At 58.6% G+C, this 16,115-nt stretch carries 13 protein-coding genes and 1 other RNA gene; 1 reads left to right on the top strand and 13 read right to left on the bottom strand.

From position 1 onward, the window contains the following. Position 1: 1 nt before the first annotated feature. From MTP36_RS06245 to MTP36_RS06200, 10 genes are all read right to left on the bottom strand, one after another. Entirely contained in the window at positions 2-769 is a 768-nt protein-coding gene (locus tag MTP36_RS06245) for a CpsD/CapB family tyrosine-protein kinase (protein ID WP_249254161.1), read from the bottom strand. Between the two features lie 4 nt (positions 770-773). Then, positions 774-1,484 carry a YveK family protein gene (locus MTP36_RS06240; protein WP_249254160.1) on the bottom strand — a complete coding sequence of 237 codons (711 nt, stop codon included), beginning with the start codon at positions 1,482-1,484 and terminating at the stop codon, positions 774-776. A 235-nt stretch (positions 1,485-1,719) separates the two neighbouring features. Then, positions 1,720-2,637 (bottom strand): ABC transporter permease, encoded by a 918-nt coding sequence (locus MTP36_RS06235; protein WP_097779607.1) that lies wholly within the window; start codon positions 2,635-2,637, stop codon positions 1,720-1,722. A gap of 1 nt (position 2,638) precedes the next feature. After that, positions 2,639-3,808: an ABC transporter permease gene (locus tag MTP36_RS06230; protein WP_055184922.1), complete on the bottom strand. Its 1,170-nt coding sequence runs from the start codon at positions 3,806-3,808 to the stop codon at positions 2,639-2,641. A 3-nt stretch (positions 3,809-3,811) separates the two neighbouring features. After that, positions 3,812-5,326 carry an ABC transporter ATP-binding protein gene (locus MTP36_RS06225; protein ID WP_249254405.1) on the bottom strand — a complete coding sequence of 505 codons (1,515 nt, stop codon included), beginning with the start codon at positions 5,324-5,326 and terminating at the stop codon, positions 3,812-3,814. A 265-nt stretch (positions 5,327-5,591) separates the two neighbouring features. Next, positions 5,592-6,773 carry a BMP family lipoprotein gene (locus tag MTP36_RS06220; protein ID WP_249254159.1) on the bottom strand — a complete coding sequence of 394 codons (1,182 nt, stop codon included), beginning with the start codon at positions 6,771-6,773 and terminating at the stop codon, positions 5,592-5,594. A 209-nt stretch (positions 6,774-6,982) separates the two neighbouring features. After that, positions 6,983-7,435, bottom strand: a complete 453-nt coding sequence (gene cdd, locus MTP36_RS06215; protein WP_249254158.1) for a cytidine deaminase — start codon at positions 7,433-7,435, stop codon at positions 6,983-6,985. 75 nt (positions 7,436-7,510) lie between these two features. Next, positions 7,511-8,230 (bottom strand): purine-nucleoside phosphorylase, encoded by a 720-nt coding sequence (gene deoD, locus MTP36_RS06210; protein ID WP_113991971.1) that lies wholly within the window; start codon positions 8,228-8,230, stop codon positions 7,511-7,513. A 70-nt stretch (positions 8,231-8,300) separates the two neighbouring features. After that, on the bottom strand, positions 8,301-10,196 hold the full coding sequence (locus MTP36_RS06205) for a M23 family metallopeptidase (protein ID WP_249254157.1): 1,896 nt from the start codon (positions 10,194-10,196) through the stop codon (positions 8,301-8,303). A 189-nt stretch (positions 10,197-10,385) separates the two neighbouring features. Beyond that, positions 10,386-11,297 (bottom strand): RluA family pseudouridine synthase, encoded by a 912-nt coding sequence (locus MTP36_RS06200; protein ID WP_249254155.1) that lies wholly within the window; start codon positions 11,295-11,297, stop codon positions 10,386-10,388. Between the two features lie 108 nt (positions 11,298-11,405). Here MTP36_RS06200 and rnpB point away from each other — a divergent pair. Next, positions 11,406-11,743: RNase P RNA component class A (gene rnpB / locus MTP36_RS06195), an RNA gene on the top strand. Positions 11,744-11,929: 186 nt separating this feature from the next. Here rnpB and MTP36_RS06190 read toward each other — a convergent pair. The 3 genes from MTP36_RS06190 to MTP36_RS06180 are packed head-to-tail and all read right to left on the bottom strand — an operon-like array spanning position 11,930 to position 15,907. Beyond that, a complete protein-coding gene (locus MTP36_RS06190) occupies positions 11,930-13,606 on the bottom strand; it encodes an LCP family protein (protein WP_249254154.1) in 1,677 nt (558 codons plus the stop codon). Positions 13,607-13,621: 15 nt separating this feature from the next. Continuing rightward, a complete protein-coding gene (locus MTP36_RS06185; protein WP_249254153.1) occupies positions 13,622-13,975 on the bottom strand; it encodes a NusG domain II-containing protein in 354 nt (117 codons plus the stop codon). Between the two features lie 3 nt (positions 13,976-13,978). Beyond that, positions 13,979-15,907 carry an NAD(+) synthase gene (locus tag MTP36_RS06180; RefSeq protein ID WP_249254151.1) on the bottom strand — a complete coding sequence of 643 codons (1,929 nt, stop codon included), beginning with the start codon at positions 15,905-15,907 and terminating at the stop codon, positions 13,979-13,981. Positions 15,908-16,115 lie beyond the last annotated feature (208 nt).

Raw genomic sequence — 16,115 nt, 5'->3', positions numbered from 1 at the left:
ATTATTTACCGGCAGTGGCATCCTGCTTGCCGTAGGCATAGTTGTAGTTGTAAGCATAGCTGTATGCGTAGCTGGAGCCCTTGAGTGCCTTCTTCATGTCGTATCGGGTCAGCACGCTGCCCAGCACCCGGACACCGGCATCCTGCAGCTTTTTCACTGCGCCGCGCACCGCATCGGTGGGGGCGTAGTCGGAGCGCACTACAAAGATGGAGCCATCCACATAGCGGCCGATGACGGCTGCATCGGTGACCACCGACACCGGGGGTGCATCAAAGATGACAAAATCGAACTTCTGGCGCAGAGTATCCACCATAGCCTGCATCTGCGGCTGGCTCAGCATCTCGGAGGGGTTCGGCGGCGGGGTGCCTGCGGGCAGGAAGGTCATGTTCATTTCCTTCAGCTCCTGCAAAGCCTCGTCCAGCGTGCACTGGTTGGACAGCACGTTGGAAACGCCCTTTACGTTGTGACCGGCCTTCAGATAGCGGTGCAGCACCGGCTTGCGCAGGTCGCAATCCACCAGAGCCACCTTTTTGCCGCTTTCGGCCATCGTCATCGCCAGATTGACCGCCACATTGCTCTTGGATTCCTCCGGCACGGTACTGGTGATGACCAGCGTGTGCACGTCCATGGAGCCCGCCATAAAGTCCAGATTGGTGCGCAGAGACTTGTAGGCCTCCACATAGCCAAAGGGCATCCCCTTATCGGTGATCAGCTGCAGGGTACGGTGCTCGCCGTCAGTTTTGTTCTTTTTGTTAAACAGATTCCACATCGTCTTACACCTCCGGGATCAGGCCCAGCACGGGCAGGCCGAGCTTCTTCTGAACATCTTCGTCATCCACAATGGTATCGTGCAGCAGGTGTGCCAGCACCAGCACGCCGCACACCACCACAGCGCCCAGCAGACCGGCCAGCACAACGTACTTCTTGGTCTGGGGGAACACCTTGTTGGGGTTGATAGACACATCGCTCACCGTCTTGCAGGAACCGGCTTCCACCTTTTCCACCAGCACGTCGGGCACGATTTCGGAGATCGTCTGGGCGATCTCGCCCGCACGCTCTGCATCCGTATCGGTGACCGTGATCTTCATGATCTGGGTAGCGTCCACATCGGCAACATCCACCATGTCGTACAGCTCGGCGTAGGTCATGTCCAGATCCAGCTCATCAATGACCTCGTTCAGCACGGTGTTGCCCTTGATGATGACCGCATAGGTGCTGATCAGGTTCTTAGCCGAGTTGAAGTTATCACTGGTGAAAGTAGTGGTCGTGTCCTGCCGGGTGTTCACGATCATGTTGATGGAAGCCTGATACTTGGGTGTAAGCGCAAACATACACACCAGCAGGCAGATCAGCGCTGCCGCAACAGCTGCTGCCACGATCTGCACAGCATGCGCCCACAGCAGGCGCGCCAGTTCCATCAGATCAATGGTCTCTTCGTCCTCCATGTTCCGGAGCGACTGTCCCATAGTTGTTTTTTCGTCCATAATAGAGAAACTCACCTTTCTTGTTTTTCCGCAGTGCAAGAAATGTACACCGGGTTCCTATAGATACACATTTGTTCTTTAATGATAACATATCTCGTTGTATTTTACAAGCAAAAATGCTATTTTCTACCGGCAAATACATGGATAAAATGTGCCATCTCCCGTACAAAAAAGGCATCCGCAGCACGTTGATGGCTGCGGATGCCCTGATTTTATGGATTTTTAGCAAAAGCGCTTAACGGGAGCCCTTGTCGTAGGGGATACCCTCGGCCTTGGGTGCCATGCTGTTCTTTGAGGTAAAGGCCAGAATGACCATGGAGGCCACGAAGGGCATCATATTATAGATGTTGCTGGACCAGTGCAGCTGTGCGAGGAAGGTGGAGTCTGCGATGTTGGCAAGGCTCTTGAACACGGCAAAGAACATGGCCGCGCCAAAGATGTGGAAGGGCTTCCACTGACCAAAGATCATAACTGCCAGTGCCAGAAAGCCTGCACCGGCCACGCCGACTTCAAAGTTCCAGGTCTGCACCGGGGGCACGATATAGGCCAGACCGCCGATGGCGCCCAGCGCACCGGAAAGGATGACACCGGCGTAACGCATTTTGTAGACGTTGATGCCCACCGAGTCCGCAGCCTGCGGATGCTCGCCGCAGGCACGCAGACGCAGGCCGAAGCGGGTCTTATACAGCACGATGTAGCTGACTACCAGCAAAATCAGCCCCAACGGCACGAACACGCTGAGCTCCAGCCCGCCGATGCTGAACAGGAAGGGCTTGTTGGAGTAGTTCAGCTTGGCGCTGCCGCTCTCGCTGAAGTACTTGGAGATGACCACGGCAATGGCGGTGGCCAGCAGGTTTAGTGCCGTGCCGCCGATGGTCTGGTCTGCCTTCAGGTTGATGGAGGCAAAGGCCAGCAGCAGACTGTAAACCACGCCCGCCAGTGCCGCCACCAGAATGGAAATGAGCACCACAAGGAAGGGCGACAGGCTTGCAGGCAGCATAGTCAGGGTAAGCACACCGGCCACACCGCCGATGACCATGATGCCCTCCAGCGCAATGTTGATGATGCCGGAGTGTTCGCTGAACATACCGCCCAGTGCCACCAGCATCAGCACGATACCGTACAGCAGGGTATATTTAATCAGAAGCAGCATATTACTTGCCCTCCTTTTTGGTCTTTTCTGCGGCAGGCGCAGGCTCTGCGTTCACGTTGGTCTTTTCGGCATTCCGGAACAGCAGGCTCTGGATCTTGCCGCGGAACAGCATGGAGAATGCGCACAGGTAGATGATGATGCCGCTGATCAGATCCGAGATCTCAGTGGGGTAAAATTTGGTGGACAGGAAGGAGCCGCCGACCGAGATATGGGAGATGAACAGCGCAGAGAACACGGTACCGATGGGGTTGGAGCTTGCCAGCAGTGCCACCGAGATACCGTTGAAGCCCATGCCCGGCAGGCTGGTGGAGTTCAGCGGGTTCCACTGGGACACGTTGGACAGAAAGAACAGACCCGCGCCGAAGCCCGCCAGCGCACCGGCAATGGCCATGGAGAGGATGATGTTCTTCTTCTCGTTGATACCGGCATAGCGGGCGGCGTTCTTGTTCAGGCCAACGGCCTTGAGCTCGTAGCCGAAGGTAGTCTTGTTCAGCACCACCCAGATCAGCACGGCCACCGCTGCCGCCAAGAAGATAGCAATGGTGGTGCTGTTGGTCTGGAACAGCTTGTTCAGGCCGAAGTCCGGGATCAGGGACTGGGCAAAATCGGCATTCTTGCTCAGGTTCAAGGTACGGGTGTTTCGCACGTCGTACATGGGGCCGGTGCCGTTCTGGTAGATGAGCTCATTTACCAGATACAGGCCGATCCAGTTGAACATGATGGAGGTAATGACCTCGTTGATGTTGAAATAGGCCTTGAAAAAGCCGGGGATCGCACCCCACAGGCCGCCCAGCACGGCTGCTGCCAGCAGGCAGACGAACCAAGGCAGCTTGAGCATAATGGCGCAGTACAGTGCGCCGTAAGCGCCCAGCGTATACTGACCGGCTGCACCGATGTTGAACAGGCCGGTCTTGAAGGCAAACGCCACGGACAAGCCGGTCATGATCAGGGGTGCGGCATTGGCCAGCTCCTTGCCCACGCCGTAGGGGGCATCGTGGAAGCCGCCCTTGATGATGCGCACAAAACCATCGCCCCATGCGTGTGCGGGGTTGATGGCCACCAGCACCAGAAAGCCCACCAGCAAACCAATCAGGATGCACAGCAGTGCAGCCAGCACGCTGGTAACAGAACTTTGCAGGCTGCCGCTGTGGGAAAGTTTTTTCTTATTCATGTGTTACTGCTCCTCCTTTCCCTGCTTGCGGGCGCCTGCCATATACAGACCCAGCTCCTGCACGGTGGTGGTCTTGGGGTCAAACTCGCCCACGATCTCGCCCTCGTACATTACAAGGATGCGGTCAGAAAGGTTCATCACCTCGTCCAGCTCCAAGCTGACCAGCAGCACGGCCTTGCCCCTGTCGCGCTCGGCCACGATCTGACGGTGGATGTACTCAATAGCACCCACATCCAGGCCACGGGTGGGCTGCACTGCCACCAGCAGCTTGGGGTCGCGGTCGATCTCGCGGGCGATGATCGCCTTCTGCTGGTTGCCGCCGGACATACTGCGCACGGTGGTCACACTGCCCTGACCGCTGCGCACGTCGTACTGTTTGATCAGCCGGTCGGAGTACTCGCGCACCTTATCGGCACGGATAAAGCCGCCCTTCTGGAACTCCGGCTGCCAGTAGCGCTGCAGCACGATGTTGTTTTCCAGACTGAAATCCAGCACCAGACCGTGCTTGTGGCGGTCCTCCGGGATGTGACCCATGCCGTCCTTGGAGCGCTGGCGGATGCTCTCGTGGGTGATATCCTTGCCGTCCAACACCAGCTTGCCACCGTTCACCTTGCTCAGGCCGGTCAGGCCGTAGATGAACTCGGTCTGGCCGTTGCCCTCGATGCCCGCCAGACAGACGATCTCGCCTGCGTGCACCTTAAAGGACACGTCCTTCACCACGTCCTTCTTGCGCTGGTCGTTGTGAATGGTAACGTTCTCCACGTCCAGCACGGTCTCGCCGGGGTGCGCGGGCTGCTTTTCTACCTGCAGCTGCACGTCGCGGCCCACCATGCGGCGGGAAAGATCTTCCTTGGTAGTGTCCTTGATATCCACCGTGCCCATATATTTGCCCTTGCGCAGCACGGTGCAGCGGTCGGCCACAGCCATGATCTCGTTGAGCTTATGGGTGATGAACAGGATGGACTTGCCCTCCTTCTTGAACCCGCGCATGATCTCCATCAGTTCGTCGATCTCCTGCGGGGTCAGCACAGCGGTGGGCTCGTCAAAGATCAGGATCTCGTTGTCGCGGTACAGCATCTTCAAAATCTCTACGCGCTGCTGCATGCCCACCGAGATATCGCTGATGAGTGCATCCGGGTCCACCCGCAGGCCGTACTTTTCACTCAGCGCCATCACCTTTTTGCGTGCCTCGGCCTTCTGCAAAAAGCCCATCTTGTTGGGCTCCACGCCCAGAATGATGTTGTCCAGCACGCTGAAGCATTCCACCAGCTTGAAGTGCTGGTGCACCATGCCGATGCCCAGTGCGTTGGCATCGTTGGGGTTGCGGATGGCAACCTCCTTGCCGTTTTTCAGGATCTTGCCCTGCTCCGGCTGATACAGGCCGAACAGCACGCTCATCAGCGTACTTTTGCCCGCGCCGTTCTCGCCCAGAAGGGCGTGTACCTCGCCCTTGCGCAGTTGCAGGGTGATATCATCGTTTGCCTTGATACCGGGGAATTCCTTGGTAATGTGGAGCATCTCGATCACATAATCCTCTGCCAATCTGCTCACTCTCCTTTCGTGCCGTAACGACACCTTTTCTATACTACAAACCATTATACCTGATTTTTTGCGGTTTGCACACGGCTTTTTGATTTTTTGTCAAAAAGCACAAGCAAAAGTGTTACTTTTGTACGATCTGCATGATTTGCTCCCTGTTTCTCTTACACAGACATACAAAAAGGGCGGGGTGCCCCTGCATGAGCACCCCGCCCCTATTACGGGAGTAATTCCGGGATAGCGATTACTGGATGTAGTTGACCTTGGTGAACTCGCTGACGGTGGGCTTGGTAGCGTCATCGGAGCTGTTGTCCACAACGATCTCGCCGGAAGCGATCTTGTCCTTCACAGCCTCGTACTCGTCCTTGGTGAAGGTCTTGAAGTTCCAGCTGTCATCAGCAGTGGGCAGGCCGATGTAGTCGCCGTCCTCCAGACCGAAGTTGCCGTTGGTAGCAGCGATGTTGCTCCACTCGCCGGCCTCGATGTCACCCAGAGCGGTGCTGACAGACTCAGACAGACCCTTCATAGCGGAGGTGATGAACGGGTTGTAAGCGTAGCCGTCCTTTTCCACGCCGTTCGCGCCGATGTAGTTCTGGTCAACGTCAACGCCCACAACGTAGCCGTTGTTCTTCAGAGCAGCCTCGACAGCGGAGGTGTAGATGCCGCCGCCGCAGGCAAAGACGATCTGAGTGCCGTTGGCATACCAGCCCTCCATACGGGAGGTGATGTTGGCATCGCCGTAGAACTGGCCGCCGTAGAAGTAGTTGATGTCAATGTTGGTGCCCAGCTCCTTTGCAGCAGCGTCAGCGCCCTGCACATAGCCGTAGCCGTAACGGATAACGGCGGGCACAGCCATGCCGCCCAGGAAGCCCAGCTTGGTGTAGCCGTCCTTAACAACGGCGTAGCCTGCCAGATAGCCTGCCTGCTCCTCCTTGAAGGTGATGCAGTAGCAGTTGGCGGGGATGCTGTCGGTACCGATATCGCCCTGGGTCACATCGATAGCGATGAGCTTGACGTCGGGGTACTGCTCAGCAGCCCATGCCAGAGAGGCACCGTACAGGTAGCCCACGCAGACGATAACATCAGCGCCATCGTTGACAGCCTGACGGATCATGGTCTCGCGATCCTCATCGGAAGCATCAGAATCGGGGATGTAGTACTGGCAGTTGTCGCCCATGTAGCTGGAAACAGCAGCCCAGCAAGCCTGGTTGAAGCTCTCATCATCGATCGTGCCAGTATCGCAGGTCAGAGCGACCTTGGCGATCTTCTCAGCGCCGTCTGCTGCGCCGGAAGCGGCGGCAGAGCTGGCAGCTGCGGAAGAAGCAGTGCTGGTAGAAGAAGCGGAAGAACCGCCGCAGGCGGTCAGAGCAGCGGCAGCGGCAGCAGCACCGGCCACAGCCAGAAAGTTACGACGAGAAATCTTCATAAGAAACTCTCCTTTTATTTAAAAAATTGCGTCAAATGAATGGAATGTGCGCTCTGGCACATTTACTGGCTCAAGTATAGCGGGTGGAAGTGACAGATGCAAGCAATTTCCGATTACAAATTCTTTACAAATCCCTTGTATAATTTATAAAAAAGCAATGCTTATTCACCAATTTATCCCTGCTTGCGCTGTTTTTCAAAGAAGAACACTTACTCCCCTTCCACGGCGCTGTTGCCCGCCACGTTGGAGGGGCCAAAGCCGAAGGGCAGCAGTTCGTCCATGCTGCGCTCAATGAAATCCTCCGGGGTCTTTGCCATAATGACGTTCAGTTCCGGCCCGCCGAACTCGAACAATGCCTGACGGCACACCCCGCAGGGCGAGGTGATCTGCCGGTTCACTTCGCCCCGACGGCTGCCCACCACGGCGATATCCGTAAACTCGGTCACGCCCTCCGCCACTGCCTTGAACAGGGCGGTGCGCTCGGCGCAGCTGGTGGGGGTAAAGGCGGCGTTCTCCACGTTGCAGCCGGTAAAGATGCGGCCATCCGCAGCGCGCAGTGCAGCGCCCACCATAAAATCACTGTAAGGCGCATAGGCTTTTTCCCGCGCGGCCAGTGCCATGCGAATCAGCTGCTGCTTTTCTTCCATGGTCAGTTTTGTCATGCTGTTTCCTCCTTTTATGGGCAAAAACAGCGCGGCTGTGCCTTGGGGCGGCAGCCGCGCTGGAAAATTATGCGATCAGTACTCTGCGCCCAGAGCGACCTTCATCATATCGGTAAAGCTCTTCTGGCGCTCCTCGGCGGTGGTGATGCCGGGGGCCACAAAGCTGTCCGAGATGGTCAGCAGGCAGGCGGCGTTCTTGCCCAGTACCTGCGCGTTGGCAAACAGGGCAAAGCTTTCCATCTCCACGCACAGGCAGCCGTCCTCGTCCCGCAGCTTTTCCCAGTAGGTGGGCTTTGCGTCCGAGGGCTGGCGGTAGAACACATCCGAGGAGTGGATGTTGCCCTCGATCAGGGGGATGCCCTGCTTTGCAGCGGAGACACGCAGCTTTTCGTTCAAAGCTGCACTGGGCAGGGTGATGTTGCCGGTAAAGCCGCTCTGCACCCGGGCGTAGTTGCTCTCGCTCACAGCACCGGTAGCCAACACGGTGTCAAACAGCTTAGCCTTTTCGGTATAGCTGCCGGCAGAACCAATGCGGATAATGTTCTCCACGCCGTAGAAGCTGAACAGCTCGTAGGAGTAGATGCCGATGGAGGGCATACCCATACCGCTGCCCATCACGCTGATGGGACGGCCTTCGTAGGTGCCGGTAAAGCCCAGCATCCCGCGCACGCCGGTCACCTGCCGGACATCCTGCAAAAAGGTGTCGGCAATAAACTTGGCACGCAGGGGGTCACCCGGCATAAGGACTGTCTTGGCGAAATCGCCCATTTCTGCGCTGATGTGAGGGGTAGACATAGATGATCTCTCCTTTTTATTCATGATACAGCAGAGGGGCTTTCCCCTGTGGAAAAGCCCTTGCTGCTATTTACCGATATTTGCTGCGGTTGAACACGTTCTGCGGTGCGATGTAAGAGCCGTTGCGCCGGATCTCGAAGTGACAGTGGTTGCCGCTGGAACGTCCGGTGCTGCCCACATAGCCGATGAGCTGACCCTGCTTGACCGACTGACCGGCGTGCACCACCAGCGACAGGCAGTGGGCGTACAAGGTGGTGTAGCCGTTGCCGTGGCTGATGATGATGGAGTTGCCGTAGCCGTTGCCTGCACCGGCGCGGTTGTAGCCGGCCTTGGTCACCGTACCGCCTGCCGAAGCATAGATAGGCGTACCGGCGGCGGCGCAGATATCCACGCCCTTGTGGCTGCCGCCGTACCAGCGGGAACAATTCCGGTAGCCGGGCACCGGCCAGATGAACTGACCTCTACCGGTGATATAGGATGCACCGGAGGACACCTTTTTGGTGCCCACCGTAACTTTTTCGGTCACAGGCTCCTTGGTCACTACGGTGCTCAGAATCTGCTGGGAAAGCTGATTGCCGTTTGCATCGTACACCCGCTGTGCCGTCACGGTGCGGATGCCGTTCTCACCCTTCTGGGTAACGCGCTTGGTACCGGAGTTCAGCTCCTTGGATTTGGTGGTCTCGGTGGTGTAGGCGATCTCTTCCTCCCAGCTTTCCACCTTGGTGATGCGCACCTCCAGCGTTTCCTCCTCCCGCACCACGGTCAGTGCATCGCCGGGCAGGATCTTGGAATCCTGTGTCAGGCCGTTTTCGCCGTTGGCGGTAAAGCCGGTGTTCATTTCGCACAGTTCCTTCACGGTCAGGCCGTTTTTCTGAGCGATAGACCAGATGGTGTCGCCGTTCTGCACCGTATAGGATTTTTGTGCCTGCTGCACACCGGAGAGCAGCTGCTCCACCTCGGCTTCCTCCTGGAAGCTCTCGTTGAAGTAGATGCCGTTTTCCAGCGTGACATCCTTGTTGAAGCCCACGGTGGTGTTGGGGTCATCGGGGTTCTCGTAGGGTTCCAGCAGGCTGCTGATATATCGTTGCAGGCTGCTGCCGTCCGCACACACGGCGGTCAGCTCACCGTCCAGATACAAAGCCGTGCCCTCGCTGATCTGGTCGCTGGAGGTTTTGAGGATAGCATCAGCCACGTCATTTTCGTCCATCACGTCATGGGCGATGGTCACGGAATAAGTAGGCTCCACGGTAAAGCGCGCCTGTTCTGCACCGGAATAATTGATACGCTGCTGCACGGCCTCCAGCGCAGAGTTAAACACCTCTTCGTTGGCCACATAGCCCACGGTCTTGTCATCCACCTGTACCTGCAAGGCGTAGGGCTGGCGGATGGTAGTCTGGAACACAGTCACCATAACAGCCAGCGCTGCCACCGGCAGCACATACATAGCCATGCGGGGCACAAGACGGATGTTATCAGCGATACCATGGGCAAGGAAATGCCCGCTTGCGCGCAGCGCAGCGCCAAAGCCATTTTCCTTGCGCACCCGATGTGCGTGGCGCAGCAGCGCCCCGGTGCCCCGCAGGGCAAGCACTACCGGGCCGAACAGATCCCGCAGCAGCTGCGCCGCCCCTGGAAAGGCCATGGATGCGATATTTTTCAGCAAATCTTTGCCCGCCCGCAGCAGACGCTGCAAGCCGTGCTGCAAGCGGCGTCCTGTGCGGACCACGGCATACTCGGCAGAAAAGCCTACGGCGTACAGCGTCTCGCCCACTATGGGCGCTACGGGGTTATGCAGCAGCTTACGCCACAACGTTTCCCGGCGGTGCTGGCGCTTGCGCCGCAGCCTGTGCCGCCGCAGCACACCCCGGCACTGGAACTGCGCCCACAGCGAGCGCAGCTTCTGGCGGCGGGGCTGCCGTACCGGCTGCACAGCGGGCTGCTGCTCCTTTGTTTTATCTTCAGTCAACGGGATTTTCTCCTTCCTGCGCCGCTGCAGGGCATTTTTTCGGCCCGGAACACAGCAGCTAGATGGTGTACGTTCCCCTGTTCAAAAGGCCAACAGGGCCTGTACACAATACGCTCTCTTTTTATTATACACTTTGCACGGTTTGAAACAAGCGCTTACATAAAATTTGGCTACTTTTTCACGCAGTTTTCACGAAAAAAGTCCTTCCATATCCGGCGGCAGCGGGCTTTCCACCGTGACGGTGCGCAGCTGCAAGGGCATTTCTACCCGGATACCGTCCGGCAGCGGGGTGTATACAGGCACCGTAAAGCTTTGTCTGGCGCAGTGCAGCGCCTGCCGGCCAATGCGCTCCCGGCTGCCGCCGTAAAGGTCGTCTCCGGCAAGCGGATGGCCAATAGACGCAAAATGCACCCGGATCTGGTGGGTACGGCCGGTCACCGGCACGCAGGCCGCAAGGCTAAGGCCGTTTTCTTCCTTTATAATAGTATACTCCGTGCGGCTGGGCTTGCCCTCGGGGGTAACGCAGCGCCCGATGATGCTGTCGCTCCGGCGGCCGATGGGTGCATCGATGACCCCTTCCCCCAGCGGCAGCGCACCCTGCGCAATGGCATAGTACAGCTTTGCCACTCCGCCCGCCAAGAGTGGCGCTGCATAGGCGTTTTTCGCCGCCAGCACAAGGCCGCTGGTGTCCTTATCAATGCGGTTCACCGGACGGAACACCGGGCTGTGGCCGTGTTCTGCCGCCCACGCGGCGTAGCCGTTTGCCAGCGTACCACCGGGGTAGTTCAGGGTGGGGTGCACCGCCAGCTGCGGCGGCTTTTCCAGCACCACCGCAAAGGCGTCCTCGTAGACCACCTTGACCGGAATTTCCGGCTGCGGGGTCACGCCATCCCCCTCCGGCGGCAGGGCAAAGGAAAGCACCTGCCCGGGGAAGATGCGCCGGTTTGCCAGCACGGGCTCGCCGTCCGCAAAAAAGCCGCCGCCCCGGAACTTGACTGCCCGGGCAAGGTCCGTAGAGACGGCACACTGGCGCAGAAAGCTGCGCACCAGCACCCCATCGTGGGTGGTGGCCGTATCTGGCACGGCAAAATACAGCTGCATGGCCTGCCCCTCCCCTGCAAAATCCGCAAAAAATACAAATGATATTATAACAAAAATCCGTTTCACTTGCAAATCTTACTTTTTTATGGTATCATGAGGAACGGAAAACGAGTGGAACATACGGCGGCGGGGCGGCTTTGACCGCTCTGAGGAAAGTCCGGGCCTCACAGAGCACGGTAACTGCTAACGGCAGCCGAGGGTGACCTTAGGGAAAGTGCAACAGAAAACAAACCGCCGCAGCAATGCGGTAAGGATGAAACGGCGAGGTAAGAGCTCACCAGCGCATGGGTGACCATGCGGCTTTGTAAACCCTACCGGAAGCAACGCCTATATGGGACGTACAGCGCTGCTCGCGTGTCCCGAAGGCGGCACGAGCCTGTCAGCAATGGCAGGCCTAGACAGATCGTCGTTTAATACAGAACCCGGCTTACGGTCTATCTCGTTTTCCCTTTTGTGTGTTTGCGCTGTCTGCTGCGTGCAGGCAGCGTTTTTTGTTGTTGTAACGCAAAAAGACCACCGCACAGTATTTGTGCAGTGGCCTTTTTGTTGCTTGGCGGAATAATTATTTTAAATTGCATCCCGGGAAAATCTGCGGATTTTCCCGGGATGCCTTTTCACGCAAAAGGGACTGCTCAGTTCCCACCTGCGCCAAGGATGGCGTCCAGTACGGTGGAGGCAGCGCTGTACAGCGAGCCTGCGGCCTGCTCTACCTGCTCCTGTGTGGGCAGACTGACGGCGGGCGTCTCGGTGCTGCCGCCCTCGGCGGGGGTGGTCTCCGGCTGGGGTATCTCGGTAGCAGCAGGCTGCTCGGCGGGCGTCTCCGCGGGCTGCTCGGTGGGCTGCTCTGCCGGTTGTTCGGCGGGCTGCTCCGGCACGCTTTCCGCAGGTTCTTCCACGATCACGCTGTCAGCAGGCGTTTCGGGCACCGAGACAGCGGCATCGGGGTCAGTGGTGGGGGTGTACACATCCGTCTTTTCCGGGGTCTGGGTGGTGGAGCTTACCGTGCCCTCGCCACCCAGCACAGCCGCGATCATCTCTTTGGCCTTTGCCACAGAATTTTCATCCGGCTTCATGACGTAGAGCTTCTGCCCCTTGGCAGAGTAGCACTTGGTACTGCTGCCGGAGGTGCCGGTAACGGTATATCTTTCAATATTCCACTCGGCAAAATCGCTCAGCTGCATGCGCACCAGTGCGCTGATCTGGTTCTGGGAAAGGCTGGTAACAAAGCTGTCGGAAACAGCATCCAGAATCTTGGTAAAGCCCATCAGCAGCGCCGGGGACTTGATCTTGTTCAGCATGGCATCGATCACCTTCATCTGGTTGATGCCGCGCTGCACATCGCCGGTCTTAAAGGCGTGGCGCTCGCGGGCAAAGGCCAGCGCAGCCTTGCCGTCCAGATGGTTCCACCCCTCCACAAAGGTGGTGGGGTCGTAGTAGCCGGGGCTGCCTACTGAGGTGAACGCCTGATCGGAGTACACGTCCACGCCGCCCAGTGCATCAATAACGTTGATGAACCCTGCAAAATTGATGCGAATGTAGTGCTGCACGTCCACCCCGTACAGGTTGCCAAGGGTGTCCATGCTGGTCTGCACGCCGTAAAGCCCGGCGTGGGTCAGCTTATCCTTGCTATTTGTACCGGCAAGGTCCACATAGTAATCGCGCGGGGTGTTGATCAGCACCACCTGCTTGGTAACGGGGTTCACGGCGGCAATGATATTCACATCGCTTCGTGCTTTATCAGTCAGATCACCGCGGGTATCCACGCCGCTCAGGTACACCACAAAAGGCTCTTTTGTGATCTTATTCGCCTCGGCGTTGCTCAAAAAACCATTGGTCATATTGCCCAGCGCTGCAAGGCCCTGCTGCGCCCACACGCAGCCCATTGCCATGGCGGCGCACAGCACCACCGAGAACACCCGGGACACGGTGCCTGCAGTTTTGTACTCCTGACAGCGCTTGACCAGCAGCCACAGCAGCGCCAGCAGCGCCGCCAGCACCACCAGATACAGCACCGGCAGCATCTGGGTGCGCCAGAGCTGCACCAGCACCAGAACGCTTAAAATTGCCTGTACGGTCAGCAAGATCTTCCCTCGTTTCGGGGGCAGGTACGCCCCATTCTCCCCGCCAGCAGTGCTGCGGGGGGTGTTTTGCTGCGGGCGGCGGGGCGGCGCGGATTGCTCCGGCGGCAGCTCCGAGAAAAACGCGGCGCTGTCCACCACCACAGTGGCGTCCTGCTGCTCAGCCTTGTGCAAAAGACGGTGCAGGGAACGACCGTCCTCCTTGCGGGAATGCTCGTTTTCGTCCAACATGAGAATACTCCTTTTTTAGCCCACCGGAACGATGGTCAGCACGGCGCGGGCGGGCAGGCAGGTGGCGGTCTGATCCTCCGCCGACAGCCAGCCAAAGCCCTCGCAGATGTGATCCGGGCAGGGCGATTCAACAAACCGCGCTCTGCCGTCCTTTACCTCTATATGCACCGTATAATAACCGGTGTCCACACTGTAAGTCTCGTCCTTTTCCAGCGGAATGTCCAGCACGGTGTTGCTATCGCCGTAGATCAGCTGGGCAGTCAGTTTTCCTCCTGTGGCGTTATGGCTGCGCACGGCCAGCAGCACCGCTGCTATGGTCAGCACCACCACCGCAAACAGGATATTGGTCAAAAGCTTTTTCTTCTTCATGGCTTACTGCTCCCCGGGCTTGAGCTGCTCCAGCTCAGCCAGCCAGAGGGTGGCGCAGGCATCGCTGGGCATGCGCCAGTCACCCCGGGGCGAAAGGGTCACGCTGCCCACCTTGGGGCCGTCCGGCAGGCAGCTGCGCTTGAACTGCTGGGCAAAAAAGCGCCAATAGAAGTTGCGCAGCCACTTGTACAGCACTGCGTCCGTGTACTCTGCCCTGCCCGCAAAGGCAGCCTTTGCCAGCCGGTAGATCTTTGCCGGGCCAAAGCCGCAACGCAGCACATAATACAGGTAAAAATCGTGCAGCTCGTAGGGACCCACTAAATCCTCGGTGATCTGTGCAATTTTGCCGTCCTTGGCGGGCAGCAGCTCCGGCGAGACCGGGGTAGCCAGAATATCCAGCAGCACATCGTGCAAAGCGGCGGTGGCGGCGGCTTCGGCTTCGTACTGCACCAGATAGCGCACCAGCGTTTTGGGCACACCGGCATTCACGCCGTACATGCTCATGTGGTCGCCGTTGTAGGTTGCCCAGCCCAGCGCCAGCTCCGAAAGGTCGCCCGTGCCCACCACAAGACCGCCGGTGCGGTTGGCAAGGTCCATCAGCTCCAGCGTGCGCACACGCGCCTGCCCGTTTTCAAAGGTAACGTCCAGCACAGTCTCGTCCTGTCCGATATCCGCAAAGTGGCTGCGCACGGTGTCGGCGATGCGAATTTCCTGAAAGCTTACGCCCAGCTCCTCGCACAAAATCTCGGCGTTGCTGCGGGTGCGCTTGGTAGTGCCAAAGCAGGGCATGGTCACCGCCAGCACATCGGCGGCGGGGCGGTGCAGCTGCTTCATGGCGCGCACTGCCACCAGCAGGGCAAGGCAGCTGTCCAAGCCGCCGGAAATACCAATGACCGCTGTTTTTGCGTGGGCATGTTCCAGCCGCTTGGCAAGGCCGTCGGCCTGCATTTTTAAAATCAGCTCGCACCGGGCAGCGCGGCGCTGCGGGTCGCCGGGCACAAAGGGGGCGGGGTCGATGCGGCGGGTGAGCACCGTTTCCTCCGGTGTCAGGTCAAATTCCACCGTGACATAGCCCTCGGCAGTGTGCTCAAAGCTGGTGTTGCGGGCACGCTCGGCTTCCATGCGCTGGCAATCCAGCTCGGTCTCAGCGTGGTCGCCCGCAAAGGGCGCAGTCTCGGCAAGGATGCTGCCGTCCTCGGCGATGAGGTCGTGCCCGGCAAACACCATGTCGGTGGTGCTTTCGCCGTGCCCTGCCGAGGCGTACAGGTAGCCGCACAGCAGCCGGGCAGACTGGTTTGCCACCAGTGCGCGGCGGTACTCGGCTTTGCCCACGGTCTCATCGCTGGCAGAAAGGTTTGCGATGACGGTAGCGCCCGCCAGCGCATGGAAGGTGGAAGGCGGCAGCGCGCTCCACAAATCCTCGCACAGCTCCACACCCAGCACAAAGCTGGGCATCTGGCGGCAGCGGAACAGCAGCGACGTGCCAAAGGGCACCTGCTGCCCGCAGACGGTCACCGTCTGCACCTCGGTGCTGCCAGAGGTGAACTGCCGCTTTTCGTAAAACTCGCCGTAGTTTGGCAGGTAGGTCTTGGACACGATGCCCAGCAGCTGCCCCCGGCACAGCACGGCGGCGCAGTTGTACAGCTTGCCGTGCACCAGCAGCGGCAAGCCCACCAGCGCTACGGTATCCAGCGTGCGGGTCTGCGCAAGCAGCCACTCCAGCGCATCCAGTGCGCCCTGCTGCAAGGTGCGCTGCAAAAACAAATCGCCGCAGGTGTAGCCGGTAAGGCAAAACTCCGGGAATACCGCCAGCTTTACCCCGCGCTGCGCGGCAGCTTGCAACTGCGCCAGCACCTGCTGCGCGTTATAGGTGCAGTCTGCCACCCGCAGCGCGGGCGAAAAGGCAGCTGCCTTTAAAAAACCATCTTTCATAAGAGGATTTCACATCCTGTCTGTTTCAATGTTGCCATGGTGACCCATGTTGACCATAGTATACCACAAACAGCACAAAACGGAAAGTAACAGACTGGTAAAAGAAGTGTGAACGTGGGAAATGCGCCCTCTCAGGGGGAAGCTTTTGCGGTTATGGCAAACTTTCCGGCATTGTCAAAAGGCGCCCCCTTGGGGGAGCTGGCGAGCG

The sequence above is a fragment of the Faecalibacterium sp. I4-1-79 genome, from assembly GCF_023347235.1.
Lineage (GTDB): Bacteria > Bacillota > Clostridia > Oscillospirales > Ruminococcaceae > Faecalibacterium > Faecalibacterium tardum.
This window is presented reverse-complemented; position numbering and strand designations above follow the sequence as displayed.